Source organism: Lysinibacillus parviboronicapiens, from assembly GCF_003049605.2.
In the GTDB taxonomy this organism is placed as follows: Bacteria; Bacillota; Bacilli; order Bacillales_A; family Planococcaceae; genus Lysinibacillus; species Lysinibacillus parviboronicapiens.
This window is the reverse complement of the sequence record NZ_CP073713.1, coordinates 4250237-4269166: the sequence shown is the minus strand read 5'-3', so window position 1 is coordinate 4269166 and position 18930 is coordinate 4250237. Positions and strand designations below refer to the sequence as shown.

General features: G+C 39.8%; 15 protein-coding genes. 14 read left to right on the top strand and 1 reads right to left on the bottom strand.

Annotated features, from left to right (window positions below):
• The 8 genes from purS (at position 1) to purD (ending at position 9392) form a co-directional block, all read left to right on the top strand.
• Positions 1–249, top strand: a complete 249-nt coding sequence (gene purS, locus C9J31_RS20645; RefSeq protein ID WP_010857136.1) for a phosphoribosylformylglycinamidine synthase subunit PurS — start codon at positions 1–3, stop codon at positions 247–249.
• A 2-nt stretch (positions 250–251) separates the two neighbouring features.
• Positions 252–935, top strand: a complete 684-nt coding sequence (gene purQ / locus C9J31_RS20640) for a phosphoribosylformylglycinamidine synthase subunit PurQ (protein WP_054767634.1) — start codon at positions 252–254, stop codon at positions 933–935.
• Positions 922–3156, top strand: a complete 2235-nt coding sequence (purL, locus tag C9J31_RS20635; RefSeq protein ID WP_107949997.1) for a phosphoribosylformylglycinamidine synthase subunit PurL — start codon at positions 922–924, stop codon at positions 3154–3156. Before purQ ends, purL begins: the two co-directional genes overlap by 14 nt.
• Entirely contained in the window at positions 3132–4556 is a 1425-nt protein-coding gene (gene purF, locus C9J31_RS20630; RefSeq protein WP_054767635.1) for an amidophosphoribosyltransferase, read from the top strand. Before purL ends, purF begins: the two co-directional genes overlap by 25 nt.
• 122 nt (positions 4557–4678) lie before the next feature.
• Positions 4679–5734 (top strand): phosphoribosylformylglycinamidine cyclo-ligase, encoded by a 1056-nt coding sequence (gene purM / locus C9J31_RS20625; RefSeq protein WP_054767636.1) that lies wholly within the window; start codon positions 4679–4681, stop codon positions 5732–5734.
• Positions 5734–6303, top strand: coding sequence for a phosphoribosylglycinamide formyltransferase (purN, locus tag C9J31_RS20620; RefSeq protein ID WP_107949999.1), 570 nt, complete (start codon positions 5734–5736; stop codon positions 6301–6303). Before purM ends, purN begins: the two co-directional genes overlap by 1 nt.
• Before the next feature lie 193 nt (positions 6304–6496).
• Entirely contained in the window at positions 6497–8023 is a 1527-nt protein-coding gene (purH, locus tag C9J31_RS20615; protein WP_107950001.1) for a bifunctional phosphoribosylaminoimidazolecarboxamide formyltransferase/IMP cyclohydrolase, read from the top strand.
• 112 nt (positions 8024–8135) lie between these two features.
• Positions 8136–9392: a phosphoribosylamine--glycine ligase gene (purD, locus tag C9J31_RS20610; protein WP_107950003.1), complete on the top strand. Its 1257-nt coding sequence runs from the start codon at positions 8136–8138 to the stop codon at positions 9390–9392.
• Positions 9393–9493: 101 nt separating this feature from the next.
• Here purD and C9J31_RS20605 read toward each other — a convergent pair whose 3' ends face one another.
• On the bottom strand, positions 9494–9916 hold the full coding sequence (locus C9J31_RS20605) for a DUF2892 domain-containing protein (RefSeq protein WP_054767637.1): 423 nt from the start codon (positions 9914–9916) through the stop codon (positions 9494–9496).
• Positions 9917–10373: 457 nt separating this feature from the next.
• On the opposite strand from C9J31_RS20605, the gene C9J31_RS20600 reads away from it, so the two are divergent.
• From C9J31_RS20600 to ligA, 6 genes are all read left to right on the top strand, one after another.
• On the top strand, positions 10374–12101 hold the full coding sequence (locus C9J31_RS20600; protein ID WP_107950005.1) for an adenine deaminase C-terminal domain-containing protein: 1728 nt from the start codon (positions 10374–10376) through the stop codon (positions 12099–12101).
• A 19-nt stretch (positions 12102–12120) separates the two neighbouring features.
• Complete coding sequence (locus C9J31_RS20595; protein WP_107950006.1) at positions 12121–13173, top strand: DUF3048 domain-containing protein; 1053 nt, start codon at positions 12121–12123, stop codon at positions 13171–13173.
• Positions 13174–13188: 15 nt separating this feature from the next.
• Positions 13189–13509, top strand: a complete 321-nt coding sequence (locus tag C9J31_RS20590; RefSeq protein WP_004225717.1) for a YerC/YecD family TrpR-related protein — start codon at positions 13189–13191, stop codon at positions 13507–13509.
• A gap of 109 nt (positions 13510–13618) precedes the next feature.
• Entirely contained in the window at positions 13619–14308 is a 690-nt protein-coding gene (pcrB, locus tag C9J31_RS20585) for a heptaprenylglyceryl phosphate synthase (protein WP_107950008.1), read from the top strand.
• A 303-nt stretch (positions 14309–14611) separates the two neighbouring features.
• Positions 14612–16864: a DNA helicase PcrA gene (pcrA, locus tag C9J31_RS20580; protein ID WP_107924732.1), complete on the top strand. Its 2253-nt coding sequence runs from the start codon at positions 14612–14614 to the stop codon at positions 16862–16864.
• Positions 16865–16878: 14 nt separating this feature from the next.
• Positions 16879–18885 carry an NAD-dependent DNA ligase LigA gene (ligA, locus tag C9J31_RS20575; protein WP_107950010.1) on the top strand — a complete coding sequence of 669 codons (2007 nt, stop codon included), beginning with the start codon at positions 16879–16881 and terminating at the stop codon, positions 18883–18885.
• The last annotated feature ends 45 nt before the right edge of the window (positions 18886–18930 follow it).

Sequence of the window (18930 nt, the reverse complement as noted above, 5' to 3'; positions counted from 1 at the left end):
ATGAAAAAAGTTAAAATTTTCGTAACATTACGTGAGAGTATTCTAGATCCACAAGGTTCAGCAGTACAAGGTTCTTTAGCTAAAATGGGTTATGGTGAAGTAGAAGAATTACGTATTGGTAAATATCTAGAGCTTACAATCAGTGATTCAGCGCGTGATATCGACACTTTAGTAAAAGAAATGTGTGAAAAAGTTTTAACGAATGTAGTAATTGAAGACTACCGTTACGAAGTCGAGGAGGCTAACTAATCATGAAATTCGCAGTACTCGTATTCCCTGGGTCAAACTGTGACATCGATATGTATCATGCAATTAAAGATGAACTAGGTGAAGAAGTAGAATATGTATGGCACACAGAAACCGATTTAAGTAGCTTTGATGGCATTTTAGTTCCAGGAGGTTTCTCTTATGGTGACTATTTACGTTGTGGTGCAATGGCAAACCAGTCAAACATTATGGCGGAGGTTAAAAAGGCAGCAGATGCTGGTAAACCTGTGCTAGGTGTATGTAATGGATTCCAGATTCTAACAGAAGCAGGCTTATTACCTGGTGCATTACTTCGTAACAAAAACTTAAAATTCATGTGTCGTACAATACAGCTTAAGGTTGAAAACAACAATACATTATTCACAAATCAATATGAGCAAGGTCAAGTAATCAATATTCCAATCGCCCACGGTGAAGGTAACTACTACTGTGACGGGGAAACATTACAAAAACTAAAAGATAACAATCAAATCGTGTTCACATACTCAGGAGAAAATCCAAACGGTTCTTTAGCAGACATCGCAGGGATTATTAACGAGCGCGGCAATGTATTAGGTATGATGCCTCACCCAGAACGAGCTGTTGATGCACTTGTGGGCGGAGCAGACGGTCTAGCAGTATTTAAATCAATTGTGAAGCAGTGGAGGGAAAATCATGTCAACAACTAAGTTTGAGCCAACAGCACAGCAAATTAAAGATGAAAAGCTATACGCTGGTATGGGGATGTCAGACGAAGAATTTGCAATGGTAGAAGGTATTTTAGGCCGCCTGCCAAACTGGACAGAGACAGGTCTTTTCTCAGTAATGTGGTCTGAACACTGCTCATACAAAAATTCAAAACCAGTATTACGAAAATTCCCAACACAAGGTCCTCAAGTATTACAAGGGCCTGGTGAAGGTGCGGGTATCGTAGACATTGGTGATGAACAAGCAGTTGTATTTAAAATGGAATCCCATAACCATCCATCTGCAATTGAACCTTATCAAGGTGCAGCAACTGGTGTTGGTGGTATTATCCGTGACGTCTTTTCAATGGGGGCACGCCCTATTGCAATGTTGAACTCTTTACGTTTTGGAGAGTTGAAGTCAGCACGTGGTAAATACTTATTTGAAGAAGTTGTTGCTGGTATCGCAGGTTACGGTAACTGTATTGGTATTCCAACGGTAGGGGGCGAAATTCAATTTGATCCTTGCTATGAAGGAAATCCGCTTGTGAACGCGATGTGTGTTGGTTTAATCGACCATAAAGATATTCAACGCGGTATTGCAGCAGGTGTCGGCAATACAGTCATGTATGTAGGCGCAAAAACTGGTCGTGATGGTATCCACGGTGCGACATTTGCATCAGAAGAATTAACGGAAGACTCAGAAGATAAACGCCCTGCAGTTCAAGTAGGCGATCCATTTATGGAGAAGCTTTTACTGGAAGCATGTTTAGAAGTTGTGAAATCTGATGCATTAGTCGGTATTCAAGATATGGGTGCAGCTGGTCTTACGTCATCATCTGCTGAAATGGCTTCAAAAGCTGGCTCAGGTGTTGAAATGAATCTAGACTTAGTGCCGCAACGTGAAACGGGTATGACAGCTTACGAAATGATGTTATCCGAATCTCAGGAACGCATGTTATTAGTTGTGAAAAAAGGTCGCGAAGATGAAATTAAAGCAATTTTCGATAAATATGATTTAGATGCGGTGGCTATTGGTGTTGTTACAGATGACAAAATGCTTCGTTTACTTCATAACGGTGAGGTAGTAGCGAATGTGCCGGCTGATGCCCTTGCAGAAGATGCACCAGTCTATCATAAGCCATCTGTTGAGCCTGCTTACTATGCAGAATTCCAGGCAATTAAAAATGTCGAACCAGCCGTAACAGATTACAAAGAGACGTTAAATGCACTGTTAAAAGCACCGACTGTTGCTTCTAAAGAGTGGGTTTACGATCAATATGATTACCAAGTACGTACGTCAACAGTTGTTGCACCAGGCTCAGATGCTGCAGTTATTCGTGTACGTGGAACAAACAAAGGGCTTGCAATGACAACAGACTGTAACTCTCGCTACATTTACCTTGATCCAGAAGTGGGCGGTGCTATTGCAGTAGCAGAAGCGGCTCGTAATATTGTAGCAACTGGTGGTACACCACTTGCAATTACAGACTGCTTAAATTTCGGTAACCCAGAGAAACCAGAAATCTTCTGGCAAATTGAAAAATCAGCGGATGGTATCTCAGCAGCTTGTACAGCACTGAATGCTCCGGTAATCGGTGGTAACGTATCTCTTTATAATGAGCGTTCAGGGGAAGCTGTTTACCCAACACCAACAATCGGGATGGTAGGTCTAATCGAAGACTTAGCACATGTGACTACACAAGAAGTGAAAGCTGCGGACGATGTTGTATTTGTTATCGGTGATACAAACACAGAATTTGGCGGCTCAGAACTTCAAAAATTATTAAATAATGGTGTGATTTCAGGAAAAGCACCAGCTATCGACTTAGAGGTTGAGGCAACTCGTCAACAAGCATTACTAAAAGCAATTAAAGCCGGACTTGTACAATCTGCACATGATGTAGCAGAGGGAGGTCTTGCGGTAGCACTTGCTGAAACAACGTTTGGAGCTAAAGGTTTAGGTGTTGATGTGACATTAACTGGTTCTGCAACAACAGTATTATTCAGTGAAACACAATCTCGTTTTGTAGTAACAGTCAAAGCAGAAAATGTTGCTGCATTTGTCGAGACTGTCAAAGATGCACAAAAAATCGGTGTCGTAACAAACAATGCGCTGGTTAAAATCAACGGGGACAACGGTGTGCTTGTAGAAGGTACAGTGGAGGAATTCCGTTCTAATTGGAAAGGAGCAATCCCATGCTTGCTGAACTCAGAGGCTTAAACGAAGAATGTGGGGTGTTTGGTATTTGGGGGAATCCGAATCCAGCACATCTTAGTTATTACGGGCTACACGCTCTTCAACACCGTGGACAAGAAGGAGCTGGTATCGTCGTTTCTGACGGTCAGCACCTTCGCGCGGTGAAAGGCGAAGGACTAGTTAATGATGTATTTAATGAAGATAAATTAAAAGCAGTCGATGGAAAAGCGGCAATTGCCCACGTTCGATACACAACTGCTGGTGGTGGCGGTATCGAAAATGTCCAGCCATTACTATTCCATTCATCAACTGGTAGCCTTTCAATTGCTCATAACGGTAACTTAGTCAATGCGACTCACTTAAAACAATATTTAGAGCGTCAAGGTAGTATTTTTCATTCTAGCTCTGATACAGAAGTGCTGGCGCATCTTATTAAGAAAAGCTCTCATTCACCATTCCGTGCAAAGGTGAAAAATGCCCTATCATTATTAAAGGGTGCGTATTCATTCTTAATCATGACAAAAGATGAAATGCTTGTTGCACGTGATCCACATGGTTTACGTCCACTTTCTCTAGGAAAGCTTGGAGATGGTTGGGTCGTTGCTTCTGAAACTTGTGCATTCGATTTAATCGGCGCAGAGTTTGTTCGTTCGGTAGAACCAGGTGAATTGTTAATTATTAACGATGAGGGCGTAAAGTCTGATCGTTTCGCTGATATGGAAAATCGTGCAATGTGTGCAATGGAATATGTGTACTTAGCACGTCCTGACTCGGATATTGATGGCATTAATGTGCATATGGCACGTAAGCGTATGGGGAAACAACTTGCACGAGAATGTGCTCATATCGAAGCTGATGTCGTAACAGGTGTTCCAGATTCTAGTATTTCTGCAGCAATTGGTTTTGCTGAAGAAAGTGGAATTCCATATGAGTTAGGTTTGATTAAAAACCGTTATGTAGGTCGAACATTCATTCAGCCGACTCAAGAATTACGTGAACGCGGTGTGAAAATGAAGCTTTCACCTGTTGTGCAAGTAGTAAAAGGTAAACGAGTAGTGATGGTCGATGATTCTATCGTTCGAGGCACAACATCACGTCGTATCGTAAAAATGTTAAAAGATGCTGGTGCATCAGAAGTACATGTTGTGATTTCTTCACCTCCGATGACTGATCCTTGTTATTATGGCATTGACACTTCCACACATGAGGAATTAATTGCATCTAGTCATAATGTAGATGAAATTCGTGAAGCGATTGGTGCAGATTCGCTTACATTTCTTTCTGTTGAAGGAATGGTGGAGACTATTGCACGACCATATGAAGATGAAAATCGTGGCCTTTGCTTAGCATGCTTTACAAGCAAATATCCAACTGAAATTTTTCCTGATACAATCTTACCGCATGAAAAAGAACTACTTCGTTAAGGTTATGCACAAGCAATCTTAGCGTGCCTTTAGCAGATGTCACAGTTGACTTTTGCATGAAAGCGAAGCAACAGTACAAATGCTTCAGCGAAGGCGAATTCGATTAAAAGGAGGATCTCTGCATGTCTAAAGCATATGAACAAGCAGGTGTAAATATTGAAGCAGGCTATGAAGCCGTTAAACGAATGAAGTCTCATGTTGAGCGTACGAACCGTCTAGGGGTAATGGGTACGTTCGGTGGCTTTGGTGGTATGTTTGACTTGTCAGAACTAAAGCTAAAAGAACCTGTTCTTATTTCAGGTACTGATGGTGTTGGGACAAAATTAAAATTAGCGTTTATGGTAGACAAGCACGATACGATTGGTGTGGACTGTGTCGCAATGTGTGTAAATGATATCGTCGCACAAGGTGCTGAACCACTGTATTTCTTAGATTATGTGGCGCTTGGTAAGGCAGAGCCAGCGAAAATCGAACAAATTGTTAAAGGGGTAGCGGATGGCTGTGTTCAATCAGGTGCAGCATTAATCGGCGGGGAAACTGCTGAGATGCCAGGCCTATACGAGGAAGACGAATATGATTTAGCAGGATTTGCTGTAGGCGCTTGCGAAAAATCAGCCATTATAACAGGTGAAAAAATCGTTGAAGGTGACGTACTTGTAGGCCTTGCTTCAAGTGGTGTGCATTCAAATGGTTATTCATTAGTTCGTAAAATTGTCTTTGCTGATAATGATTTAGCAGTGGATGCAGTTGTAGCAGGCTACGAAGACCTTGGTCCTATCGGTGAGGCGTTATTAGTGCCAACAAAATTATATGCAAAACCAGTACTTGCAGCCTTAAAGGCAGCGGATGTACACGGTTGTGCGCATGTAACAGGTGGTGGCTTTTATGAAAACTTACCACGTATGATGCCAGCAGGTTTAGCAACAGAAATTGACTTAGGTTCTTGGCCAGTGCTTCGTATTTTTGAATTCTTAAAAGAAAAAGGTCAACTAGAGGACAAAGATTTATATAATGTCTTCAACATGGGGATTGGTTTCGTATTAGCAGTGCCGGCACAAGAGGCTGATAACGTAATTGCTACAGCACAAGCAAATGGTGAAAAAGCATACAAAATCGGTCGCGTTGTGAAAGGCGAAGGTGTTGTATTTAATGGCACTCATGATGGGAGTTTAGTGTGATGGCTGCACCTACCAAAATTGCCGTGTTTGCTTCAGGCAGCGGTAGTAATTTTCAAGCTATTCAAGAAGCGATTGAACATGGCGAATTAAATGCCAAAATCGAGCTAGTCGTCACAGATAAGCCCGGCGCATTTGTTATAACCCGTGCTAAAAAATCTGATATTCCTGTGCTTGCTTTGAATCCGAGAGAGTTTGCATCGAAGGCAGATTACGAGACTGCGATTATCGAAACTTTACATGAAAGGGAAGTCGAATGGATTGTGCTTGCAGGTTACATGCGCTTAATAAGCGGAGTATTACTGGCTGCATACTCGCAACGAATCGTCAATATTCATCCATCATTGTTGCCTTCTTTCCCTGGGAAGGATGCCATTGGGCAAGCGATTGCGCATGGTGTCAAAATAACCGGTGTGACTGTGCATTTCGTAGATGAAGGCATGGACACAGGGCCTATAATTGCACAAGCTGCTGTAGCGGTGGTCGAGGGTGATCGAGAGGCGACAGAAACAGCTATTCATAAAGAAGAACATTTGTTATATACAAAGGCATTACAACAATTATTTAAGTGAAAAAACGGTTGCTATGGGTAGTTAAGTCGCTTAATAAATGCGGAGTATTGGCTCCATTCTCCGCAGGCTTTACTTTAAGTGGTAGATAATCTACCGGTAATGTTGTTATTCCATAACGATTTAACTGTGTACAATCAAGGTAAGCGAGACATTTTCGTGGCTAAACACGAGATAAAATTAGGAGGATTTCGTTGTGACAAAACGTGCATTAATCAGTGTTTCCAATAAAGATGGTATTTTAGAGTTTGCTAAGGAATTAGTGGCATTAGGTTATGAAATTTTATCAACTGGTGGTACGAAAAAAATGTTACAAGACAATAATGTTGCAGTAACAGCAGTAGATGAGGTAACAAAATTCCCGGAAATTTTAGATGGCCGTGTGAAAACTTTAAACCCAATGATTCACGGTGGTTTATTAGGAAAATTTGACGATGCTTCTCATCAAGCACAAATGAATGAGCATGGCATTGAACCGATTGAGATTGTATGTGTCAATCTTTACCCGTTCGTTGAAACAATTTCAAAGCCTAATGTAACATGGGATGATGCCATTGAAAATATTGATATCGGTGGTCCAACAATGCTACGATCTGCAGCGAAAAACCATCAATATGTTACAGTAATTGTGGATAGCAATGACTATGCAACCGTATTAGAGGAATTACAAGCAAATGGTGCAACAACTATTGAAACACGCCGTAAGCTAGCTGCTAAAGTTTTCCGTCACACAGCAGCCTATGATTCATATATCTCTAATCACTTAACGGAAGAAGAATTCCCAGAAAGCTTAACGATGACATATGAATTAAAACAAAATTTACGCTATGGTGAAAATCCTCATCAAAAAGCGGCATTCTATCAAAAACGTCTTGGTTCTGATTTCTCTTTAGCTTATGCAACGCAAATACATGGCAAGGAATTATCATACAATAATATTCAAGACGGCAATGCAGCCCTTCAAATTGTAAAAGAATTCGAAAAACCTGCTGCAGTAGCGGTTAAGCATATGAATCCGTGTGGTGTGGGTACTGGCAAAACTTTAGAAGAAGCTTTTGATAAAGCATATGAAGCAGATTCAACATCTATTTTTGGTGGCATTATTGCTTTAAACAGGGAAGTAGATGTAGCGACTGCTGAAAAACTTAGTCATATTTTCTTAGAGATTATTATTGCACCATCATTTTCTCAAGAAGCGCTTGCTATTTTAACGCAAAAGAAAAATATCCGTTTATTAACGATTCCATTCGAGCAAGTGAAGCAAGATAAATTGAATGTGGTATCTGTTGAAGGTGGCCTACTTGTACAAGAGCCAGATCGTTATGGTTTTGCCAACGCAGATATCAAAGTTGTCACAGATCGTGAACCAACTGATCAAGAATGGGAAGCGCTACAACTTGGCTGGGCGGTTGTGAAACATGTAAAATCCAATGCAATCGTAGTCACAGATGCACAAATGACACTAGGTGTCGGAGCAGGGCAAATGAATCGCGTTGGTGCAGCAAAAATTGCCTTTGAGCAAGCCGGTGAAAAAGCAAAAGGTGCAGCATTAGCATCGGATGCATTCTTCCCAATGAGCGATACAGTAGAAGAAGCGGCTGCAGCTGGTATCACAGCGATTATTCAACCAGGCGGCTCTATTAAAGACCAGGATTCAATTGATAAAGCGAATGAGTTCGGTATTACCATGGTATTTACGGGCGTACGTCATTTCAAGCATTAATTAAGATTAAATACCCGAAGTAACATAAAAACCTTCATAAAAAATATACAGACACTTAGACCGAGATGGTGGTTCATCTCGGTCTTACTCACAAAAGGAGGATTTCCTAATAATGAATGTATTGGTAATTGGAAGTGGCGGTCGTGAACATGCGATTGCTAAGCAGTTTAGTATTTCTCCATCTGTAAATAAAGTTTTTGTAGCTCCAGGAAATGATGGGATGCATGGTGACGCCGAAGTTGTTGCAATTGATACAATGGATTTCGCGGGCCTTGCACAATTTGCAAAGGAAAATGCAGTAGATTTAACTTTTGTAGGTCCTGAGCAGCCACTCGCTGAAGGGATTGTAGACTTCTTTACTGATCGCAGCTTACGAGTATTTGGCCCAACAAAGGCTGCAGCACAAATTGAAAGTAGTAAATCATATGCAAAAGATATCATGAATAAATATAATATCCCAACTTCTGCACATGAAACGTTTACAGAAGCAGAAAAGGCTATTGCATACATTAAACAACAAGGTGCACCAATCGTTATTAAGGCGGATGGTTTAGCGGCTGGTAAAGGTGTAGTTGTAGCCATGACTGAAGAAGAGGCTATTGAAGCAGTGCAAGACATGATTGGCAATCAGCGCTTTGGTGAGTCATCATCTCGCGTGGTCATCGAAGAATTCCTTGATGGGGAAGAATTTTCATTTATGTCATTTGTCCATAAGGGACAAATATATCCGATGGTTATTGCACAAGACCATAAACGTGTATATGACGGCGATAAAGGACCGAATACAGGTGGCATGGGTGCCTATTCACCAGTACCTCAAATTTCACAAGAGGTAGTGGATGTAGCGTACAAAACAGTCGTTGAACCAACTGTTAAAGGAATGGATGCAGATGGTGTATCGTTCACTGGTATTTTATATGCGGGTCTTATTTTAACGAAAAAAGGTCCAAAAGTGATTGAATTTAATGCCCGTTTTGGTGACCCGGAAACACAGGTAGTGCTACCGCGTATGACTTCTGACTTTGGTGCGTTCATGACAGCATTAATGGATGAAAAACCTTTTGATTTACAGTGGTCAAATGATGCCATGTTAGGTGTTGTAATTGCAGCTGATGGTTATCCTGGTGATGTAGAGAAAGGAAATATATTACCGAACTTAGAGACATTATCGACTTCACATGCTGTATACCATGCTGGCACGAAGCGAGTAAATGGAAAGTTTGTTGGGAATGGCGGTCGTGTATTACTTATTGGTGCAAAAGCTCCTACTTTAAAAGAAGCACAAGAAAAAGTATATGCAGGAATCACAACAGAGAAATGGGATAACTTTTTCTATCGCCAAGATATCGGATGGCGTACTTTTAAATAATTGTATCTAAGTTGTTCGTTGTTCTAACACTAAATATGGCTGAGCTATAGTCACCCTACAGTAAAAACCGTCTCAACATGTGGTTGAGACGGTTTTTTTGACTAAGAAGGATTTTGTGCGTTACTTGTGGTGCTATTACTGTTTGAGGAATTTTGCTTTTGAGAAGCACTGTTGTCAGCGGGCTTAGAAGCCGAATTAGTTTGTGACGTATTACCAGAAATAGCAGAGGAGAAATCTTGCATCAGCTTATTGATTTGGTCTGAGGACATAGAATTTTGTCCACTGAGCATACTTTGCATAGAGGTGCTCATGGCACTTTGCATATTGGAGCTCAGCAAGGCTTTAGTCGGACAATATTTAAAGACCCCCTCAGCCATTTTCATGGCACCTAATGCGATCATCAATCGACCTTTTGTACAGTCAGGATTTCTAGACACTTTGGCAATGCCAAATGCCGTCATACTTGTGCCAAGAACAAAGCGTGAAAACGCATTTTTATCACTTAAATTTGCTTGGTGCATCATTAAAATCCTCCCTTAGTCATAGTGGAAAAAAGCGGGGTGTTACGATTGAAACAAGAACATTGCACAAAGCATTATTGTATGCGTTTATGCAACAGTAGTATGTGTACCATATGAATAACTAAACCTGAATATATATGCTCCGTATGGCAATAAAATCCTGTTCAAAACAACAAGGAAATATATTGCCCGTCTTAACAAACAGTATATGTAGTTTTCATGAGAACCCATGTCCAATCTGTCTAGAAAAAAGGTGGAAAGTAGTGTGAAAGCAATGGAAGTATTCGCTTGGTTAAGCTATATGAAAATATTGATAAGAACAAACTCTTAGTTAAATTTTATGTGGGGGGTGTATTATTTTGTTAAAATATAGTAAATTATAAAATAATAAAACTTGCTTTGGCAAAGTGAAATGTTACGATATAGATATCAAAACTCTTTAAGAGAGGAGTATAGAAAAATGGATTACCATTGGAAAATAAAAGATGTTAGAAATCATATTAATATTATTAATGGCGAAAATAATCCAGATATTGTTTTTAAAAATGCTCGCTATTTACATAGTATGCTTAAACAGTGGGTTAAAGGTAATATATGGGTGAGTGGAGATAGGATTGTTTATACTGGGCAAGAAATGCCAAAAAATGTGAATGGGACAGAAATAATTGATGTAGAAAATAAAGTAATTGTGCCTGGATATATTGAACCCCATGTACATCCAACTCAGCTATATAATCCACAGTCTTTTGCTGACCACGCTGCACAAGGAGGCACCACTACTTTTATTGCAGATAATTTAACACTCTTATTAATGTTAAAAGAAAAGAAAGCGTTTTCACTGATAGGGAAATTAAATACACTGCCATTCATTTTCTATTGGTGGGTGCGATTTGATGCCCAAACTGAAATTTATAATGAAGAAGAAATTTTTACAACATCCTCGGTAAATCAGTGGCTAGATAGATCAGACGTATTATTAGGTGGCGAATTAACAGGATGGCCACGTTTACTACAGGGTGATAATCAAATGCTACATTGGATTTTACAAGCAAAGCACATGAATAAAAAGATTGAAGGCCATTTCCCAGGCGCCTCTTCAAACACATTGGCGAAGATGAAGCTGATTGGTGCAGATGGTGATCATGAAGCAATGACTATTGAAGATGTGGAAAAAAGAATCTTACATGGATATGCAGTGACATTACGCCATTCTTCTATTAGGCAGGATTTAGGGAGCATGTTAAAAGGTGTGCTAGATAAACAGCTTCCTATTTTTGATCATCTAATGATGACCACTGATGGTTCAACGCCGAGTTTTTATCGTAAGGGCGTTATGGATCAGTGTATTCAGCTTGCTTTGGATGCAGGGGTATCACCAATTGATGCCTATCAAATGGCATCCTATAATATTGCTCGTTACTATGATTTAACACATTATCAAGGTATCATCGCGACAGGTCGAATAGCGACGTTCAATATTTTGAAAAATGAATTTACACCGACACCTGAAAGTGTGTTATCCAAGGGAGTTTGGCTGAAGCGTGATGGTATAAAGAGTTATACTTTCGATGTAGTTGATTGGCAAGAAGAGAAAAACTTTGAAGTAAACTTTGATATGGAAGAGTATGATTTCCAATTTTCTACGCCGTTGGGCATAAAACTTGAGAACGATGTTATTACGAAGCCCTATAATGTTACGGCTCAAGTAGTAGACGGTCAAATTATTGGAGACAAAGATGAATGTTTTTTAATGCTTGTGGATCGCAACGGCAAATGGCGTGTTAATACTTTTATCAAGGGCTTTGCTTCAAATATTGACGGATTGATTTCTTCGTATTCCAATACAGGAGACTTCATTTTAATCGGAAAAAATATACATGCTATGCAAAAAGCTTTTGTTGCATTTAAAAAGATGAAAGGTGGAATTGTCTTAGTTGACAAGGAAGGAGCAATTGCTTCAATTCCGTTGGCCATTAACGGCCTATTGTCAGAAAGCAACTTTGAGGAATTAATGGAACAGGAACGTGTTTTAAAGCAAACGCTTAAGGACCGAGGCTATCACCTAGGTGATGCAATTTATACTCTATTATTTTTACAATCCACCCACTTGCCTTATATTCGCATTACGCCAAAAGGTATTTTTGATGTAATGAAGAATAAGATATTATTACCAGCAGTGATGCGTTAATCGAGGAAGGGGAATAGTTGTGTTTAAATCCAAGAAGTTATTTATGGCATTAGCATTTAGCGCTTTGTTCATCGGAGGATGTTCAAAAGATGCATCAGAAGCGGAAGAAGAGGTTGCGACACCTGAAAAAGAATCAGTAATTGATGAGCCTGTGAAGGAAGCAGTAGAAATTGCTCCATTAACAGGTGAAGCTGTCGCTGAAGAAGTAACACAACGTCCAATTATTGTGACGATTAATAATCACCCTGCTGCTCGTCCGCAATCGGGTTTAGCAGCAGCAGATATGTTTTATGAAATGTTAGCAGAAGGTAATGTTACTCGCTTATTAGCAGTCTATCAAAGTAAGTTACCAGAAAATGTGGGACCAGTACGTAGTGCACGTTCTTACTTTGTTGATATGGCGAAGGGCTTTGGTGCATTTTATGTTGCACACGGTTATAGTCCAGAGGCAAAATCCATGCTTAGCAATAATGTAGTTGACAATATAAATGGCATGAATTATGATGGCACACTGTTCAAACGTTCAAAAGAGCGTGTTGCACCTCATAATTCATATATTACTGCAGAAAATATATTAAATGGTGCAGAAAAAGTTGGCGCTTCAATGAATTACAGTGAAAAAGTACGTCAGGCTTTTTATGAAGCCGAAGAACGTGGTAAAATAGGCATTGAAACAAGTCAAGTTGACATTTACTATGGAAATAATGAGTATTTCCACAATTCGTATGTGTATGATCATCAAAACAATCGTTATGGACGACAATCGGCTGGCGTTGACACAAAGGATATGTTAACAGGCGAAGCAATAACATTAGCAAATGTTTTATTTTTTGAGATGAAACATCAAACAATTGATAATGTAGGTCGCCAAGATATTGATTTAACATCTGGTGGAAATGCGTATGTTTTTCAAAATGGCTATATGAGAGAAGTCAAATGGGCTAATATTGATGGACTACCAATGGCTGTTGAAGAGTCTGGTGAGCTAGTAAAGTTAGTACCAGGAAAGTCTTGGATTCATTTCGTACCATCTTCACCGGGGTTACAAGCAATGGTGAAAACGCAGCCTTAAAGGGAGGGAAATTGCATGCAAATCGAAAAAATTCGAGGGCATCAAACAGATCAGTTATTTAAAGCAGTGTTAGAGCTAAAAGACATCGAAGAATGCTATAAATTTTTTGATGACTTATGTACGATTAGTGAAATTCAATCGCTAGCACAACGTTTTGAGGTTGCACATTTATTACGTTTAAAGAAAACCTACGAATCCATTAAAAAGGAAACGGGTGCAAGTACAGCTACCATTTCACGTGTACGTCGTTGCTTTGATTATGGGAATGATACATATGATGAAATGTTAGGTCGTTTGTATCCAGACGAAAAGCCATTCCAAGCACCAAAAGAATAGTAGGTAACAGGCTGAGTAGAATTTCTGCTCAGTCTTTTTCATTTTTTTGTCGACAGTCATAAGCTATACTTGTAAACGAATAGATAGAAAGTGATAGGTGGTAAAATAGATGGATTATTTAGCGTGGAGACATGTGTTCAAGCTAGATCCGGCTAAGGAAATTTCGGATGAGGCACTCGAAAAAATTTGCGAATCAGGAACAGACGTAATTTTAGTTGGCGGCACAGATGGCGTAACTTTAGATGGTGTATTAGACTTGCTAGTGCGTGTTCGTCGCTTTGAAGTACCAATAGCACTTGAAATTTCAACGGTAGAATCAGTGACACCGGGTTATGACTATTATTTCATTCCAACGGTGTTAAATAGTGATGATCCGAAGTGGATTAAAAATTTACATCATGAAGCCATTAAAGAATACGGCGATATTATGGTTTGGGAAGAGCTCGTTGCGGAAGGATATTGTATTTTAAACCCAAACTGCAAGGTAGCTGAAGTAACAGGAGCGAAAACAGATTTATCGATAGATGATGTTGTTGCTTATGCACGAATGGCGGAAAACTTCTTTAAACTACCTGTATTTTATGTAGAATACAGTGGGATGTATGGTGATATTGAAATTGTACGTGCCGTTAAAAATGAATTGCAAAATACAAAGCTATTTTATGGCGGTGGCATTACCACTACGAAGCAGGCTGAGGAAATGGCAAAATATGCGGATACGGTAGTTGTTGGCAATATAATTTATGAGGATTTAAAAGCTGCACTTGCGACTGTTAAGGTAGTTAAAAATACGCTATAATTAAGAACAAACGTTTGAGTAATTTTATTCAGTGGCAATTTCAACACTATGTTAATGAAATGACAGTCTCCGGCGAGTGTCTTGGATACACTACGCGTGAATTTATAGCGACATGTAGTTAGTGTAAAAAGCTTATCCTACTAACATCGCTTCGACGATTAGGCTCATAACATTGCATCATTAAAGCGCCGTTCTAAAGCATTGCGGTAAAACGAACATTGTGTCCAAGCCTTTTTGTACGACTAAGCATAATTCGAAATTTTGTAGAAAGCTCGCCATGGGGAATTTGATTGGAGGTGCAATATGGAGCATTTAACTAAAAACTTATTAGCAGGAATGAATCCTGAGCAAGAAAGAGCAGTAAAAACAACAGAAGGCCCACTACTAATTATGGCAGGTGCCGGTTCTGGGAAAACAAGAGTATTAACGCATCGTATTGCGTATTTGATGATTGAAAAGGAAGTATATCCATCAAAAATTCTAGCAATCACGTTCACAAATAAAGCTGCACGTGAAATGCGAGAACGTATTGATGGAATCCTGGGTAATGGCACGGGCGACAGCATGTGGGTATCGACATTCCACTCGATGTGTGTGCGAATTTTACGTCGTAATATCGATCAGCTTGGTTTGTCACGTAATTTTTCAATTTTAGATTCTACTGATCAGTTATCGGTCGTGAAAAATGTCTTAAAGGATGAAAATATCGATCCTAAGCGATTTGAACCCCGTGCTATTTTAAATGCAATAAGCTCGGCCAAAAATGAATGTATCACTGCTGATGAATATACAGCTAATATGAATGAACATAATCCCTATGAGAAAACAATTGCGCTTGTATACAAAGGCTATGAAAAACGTTTGCGTCGTAACCAATCACTTGATTTTGATGATTTGATTATGACGACAATTACATTATTTAAACGGGTACCAGAAGTACTCGAATATTATCAAAATAAATTTCAATATATTCATGTGGATGAATACCAAGATACCAATAAGTCCCAATATTTACTCGTGCAACTACTTGCAAAGAAATTTCAAAATATCTGTGTCGTAGGGGATTCTGACCAATCGATTTATCGTTGGCGTGGCGCAGATATCGGAAATATTCTTTCGTTTGAAAAAGATTATCCAAACGCTAAGGTAATCATGTTAGAGCAAAATTATCGCTCCACGAAACGCATCCTGAAAGCAGCGAATGACGTCATTCAAAATAATACGACGCGTTATCCAAAAGAACTACGCACAGAAAACTTAGAGGGTGAAAAAATCGCCCTATACAAAGCCTATAACGAACAAGAAGAAGCACAGTTCGTCATCCAAACAATCCAACAGCTTATGAAAAATGAAAATCGTACGTTTGATGATTTTGCCATTTTATATCGAACAAATGCACAGTCTCGTGTTATGGAGGAAATGCTTGTTAAATCTAATATGACTTATCAAATCGTTGGGGGCACAAAATTCTATGATCGTAAAGAGATTAAAGATTTACTAGCGTATTTACGACTCATTGCCAACAATGATGACGATTTATCGCTTGCTCGAATTATTAATGAGCCAAAGCGTAGTATTGGCGCTACTTCATTTGAAAAAATGGCACGCTATGCGATTGATCAAGATCGATCTATTTTCGATGCGATGAATGATCTCGTTTTCATGGGGTTAACGGGTAAAGCGGCAGCTTCAGCAGAGCACTTTTATGCGATGATTAAAGGCTTTACAGAAATGCAAGAATATTTATCTGTGACAGAGATTGTGGAGCAGGTTATAGAGAAATCTGGTTATCGTGCAATGCTTCAACATGAAAAGACGATTGAAGCAGAAAGTCGTTTAGAAAATATTGAAGAATTTTTATCTGTAACAAAAGCATTTGAGGAGCGTAGTGATGATAATAGCTTAATTGCCTTCTTAACGGATTTAGCACTGATTGCAGATATTGATTCACTCGATAAAGACGATACATCAAAGGGAAGCATTATTTTAATGACGATGCATGCCGCAAAAGGCTTAGAATTCCCTGTAGTCTTCATTATTGGAATGGAGGAAAATATCTTCCCGCACTCTCGATCACTAGATGATCAGGATGAAATGGAAGAAGAACGACGTCTTGCTTATGTAGGTATAACACGTGCGGAGGAACGTTTGTATTTAACTTGTGCACAATCTCGTACGATTTTTGGACGTTCGAGCTTTAACAACGCTTCTCGCTTCTTACGTGAAATTTCAGAGGATATTACGCAATCAATATCCAAAGGTGGTGCCAAACCGGAAGTACCATTCGCAACTGGTAATCGTTCATCTGGCAGCTATCAAAAACGTACACTAGGTACCGTACAACAAACACAACCAGCTACTGCCCGTTTACAATCAACAGGGGGCGACCAGTTTGGTTGGAAAGCTGGCGATAAGGCTGTTCACAAAAAATGGGGAACAGGTATGGTTGTGAGCGTAAAAGGTGAGGGTGATAGTACAGAGCTTGATATCGCATTCCCACAGCCAGTTGGGATTAAGCGATTATTAGCTCAATTTGCACCTATTGAAAAAGCGTAAGCGGAGGAACTTAAATGAACGAAATTGAACAGCGCATTGCGGAGTTAAACAAATTATTGCATGAATATGGGCATGCGTATTACGTGCTGGATAACCCTATCGTTGCAGATAGCGTATATGACCAATTATTATATGAACTCATTGCATTAGAAGAAGCGAATCCATCGCTAATCTATCCTGATTCACCGACACAGCGAGTTGGTGGTGCAGTCGTGGCAGGATTTAAAAAGGTAACACACGATTATCCGATGTTAAGCTTATCAAATGCTTTTAATGAAGCAGACATACGTGAGTTTGACCGAAAAATTCGTCAAGCAATCGGTGACCAATTCTCATATGTATGCGAGCTGAAGATTGATGGTCTTGCCATCTCTTTAAAATATGACAATGGTGTTTTTGTGCAGGGAGCGACACGTGGTGATGGTGTTATTGGTGAGGATATAACAGCAAATTTAAAAACAATTCGTGCGGTGCCACTACGTTTGAAAGAGCCAATTACAATTGAAGTACGTGGTGAGGCGTATATGCCGAAAAGATCGTTCGAAAAGCTCAATTCACTGCGAGCTGACAATGGGGAAGAATTATTTGCAAACCCACGTAATGCTGCTGCTGGTTCCTTACGTCAACTGGACCCTAAAATAGCAGCGAGTCGCCAATTATCAACCTTTATCTATTCAATAGGTGGAGACGGCGAGGCATATGGTATTGATGGGCATGGGGAGATGCTTGATTATTTAGAGGGTCTTGGTTTCCCTTCCAATAAAGAGCGAAAGCATTGTACATCGATTGAAGAAGTGCTAGCCTTTATCGAAAAGTGGACTGACAATCGTCCACATTTAGCCTATGAAATTGATGGGATTGTTATAAAGGTGGATCGCTATGCACAACAGGATGAACTTGGCTATACGGCAAAAAGTCCACGTTGGGCTATCGCTTATAAATTCCCAGCGGAAGAAGTTGTGACAACATTACTTGATATTGATTTAACTGTAGGGCGTACAGGCGTTGTCACACCGACTGCGATTTTAACGCCTGTACAGGTGGCTGGTACGACAGTACAACGCGCTTCGCTACACAATGAAGATTTAATCCGTGACAAGGACATTCGTATTGGGGATACGGTCATCATTCGAAAAGCTGGCGATATTATTCCACAAGTTGTCGGTGTATTATTAGAGCAACGGCCAGAGCATTCTGTACCTTATGAAATGCCTGCAAATTGCCCAGTGTGTGATAGTGAGCTGATTCGTATAGAAGGTGAAGTGGCCTTACGTTGTGTGAATCCGGCATGTTTTGCACAAATTGCAGAGAGCATTAAATACTTTGTGTCACGGAACGCCATGAATATTGATGGTCTTGGTGAGAAGGTTGTTGAGCAATTATTGCGAGCCGATTTCATTCATGATGTAGCTGATTTATATCACTTAACAGTAGAGCAGCTTGTGGGGCTTGAGCGTATGGGGGAAAAATCAGCAACAAATTTAGTAAACGCCATTCAAACATCTAAGGATAATTCGATGGAACGCCTATTAATCGGTTTAGGTATACGACATGTTGGTGAAAAGGCTGCAAAAATTGTCTCAGAGGAATTTGAGACAATGGAAGCGGTTATGGCTGCTTCTGAGGAACAACTCGTAGCAATTCATGAAATTGGGGATAAAATGGCGTCCTCACTCGTTGAGTATTTTGCGAACGAAGATGCACGGGCAGTAATTGCTCGTTTAGCTGAAGTCGGCGTTAATATGACCTATAAAGGTAAAAAAGTGGAAGTCGCAGTAGGTGACAATCCATTTGCGGGGAAAACAATTGTCTTAACTGGTAAACTTGAGCAATTGACACGGAATGAAGCAAAGGCGAAAATAGAAGAGTTAGGTGGAATTGTCACAGGAAGTGTCAGCAAAAAAACTGACCTTGTTATTGCTGGGACAGATGCAGGTTCTAAACTGACAAAGGCTGAGCAATTAGGTATTGAAGTTTGGAATGAAGAACGCCTAGTCGAACAACTTAGCTTTATTCAGTAGGGAAAGATATTTCCTTCTTCAGGAGTTAAAATCTAATGTAACTGA

Bases quoted from the DNA above. Each gene is read 5' to 3' on its own strand.
- purS (WP_010857136.1), top strand. From the start codon at position 1: ATGAAAAAAGTTAAAATTTTCGTAACATTACGTGAGAGTATTCTAGAT.
- purQ (WP_054767634.1), top strand. From the start codon at position 252: ATGAAATTCGCAGTACTCGTATTCCCTGGGTCAAACTGTGACATCGAT.
- purL (WP_107949997.1), top strand. From the start codon at position 922: ATGTCAACAACTAAGTTTGAGCCAACAGCACAGCAAATTAAAGATGAA.
- purF (WP_054767635.1), top strand. From the start codon at position 3,132: ATGCTTGCTGAACTCAGAGGCTTAAACGAAGAATGTGGGGTGTTTGGT.
- purM (WP_054767636.1), top strand. From the start codon at position 4,679: ATGTCTAAAGCATATGAACAAGCAGGTGTAAATATTGAAGCAGGCTAT.
- purN (WP_107949999.1), top strand. From the start codon at position 5,734: ATGGCTGCACCTACCAAAATTGCCGTGTTTGCTTCAGGCAGCGGTAGT.
- purD (WP_107950003.1), top strand. From the start codon at position 8,136: ATGAATGTATTGGTAATTGGAAGTGGCGGTCGTGAACATGCGATTGCT.
- C9J31_RS20605 (WP_054767637.1), bottom strand. From the start codon at position 9,916: ATGATGCACCAAGCAAATTTAAGTGATAAAAATGCGTTTTCACGCTTT.
- C9J31_RS20600 (WP_107950005.1), top strand. From the start codon at position 10,374: ATGGATTACCATTGGAAAATAAAAGATGTTAGAAATCATATTAATATT.
- C9J31_RS20590 (WP_004225717.1), top strand. From the start codon at position 13,189: ATGCAAATCGAAAAAATTCGAGGGCATCAAACAGATCAGTTATTTAAA.
- pcrB (WP_107950008.1), top strand. From the start codon at position 13,619: ATGGATTATTTAGCGTGGAGACATGTGTTCAAGCTAGATCCGGCTAAG.
- pcrA (WP_107924732.1), top strand. From the start codon at position 14,612: ATGGAGCATTTAACTAAAAACTTATTAGCAGGAATGAATCCTGAGCAA.
- ligA (WP_107950010.1), top strand. From the start codon at position 16,879: ATGAACGAAATTGAACAGCGCATTGCGGAGTTAAACAAATTATTGCAT.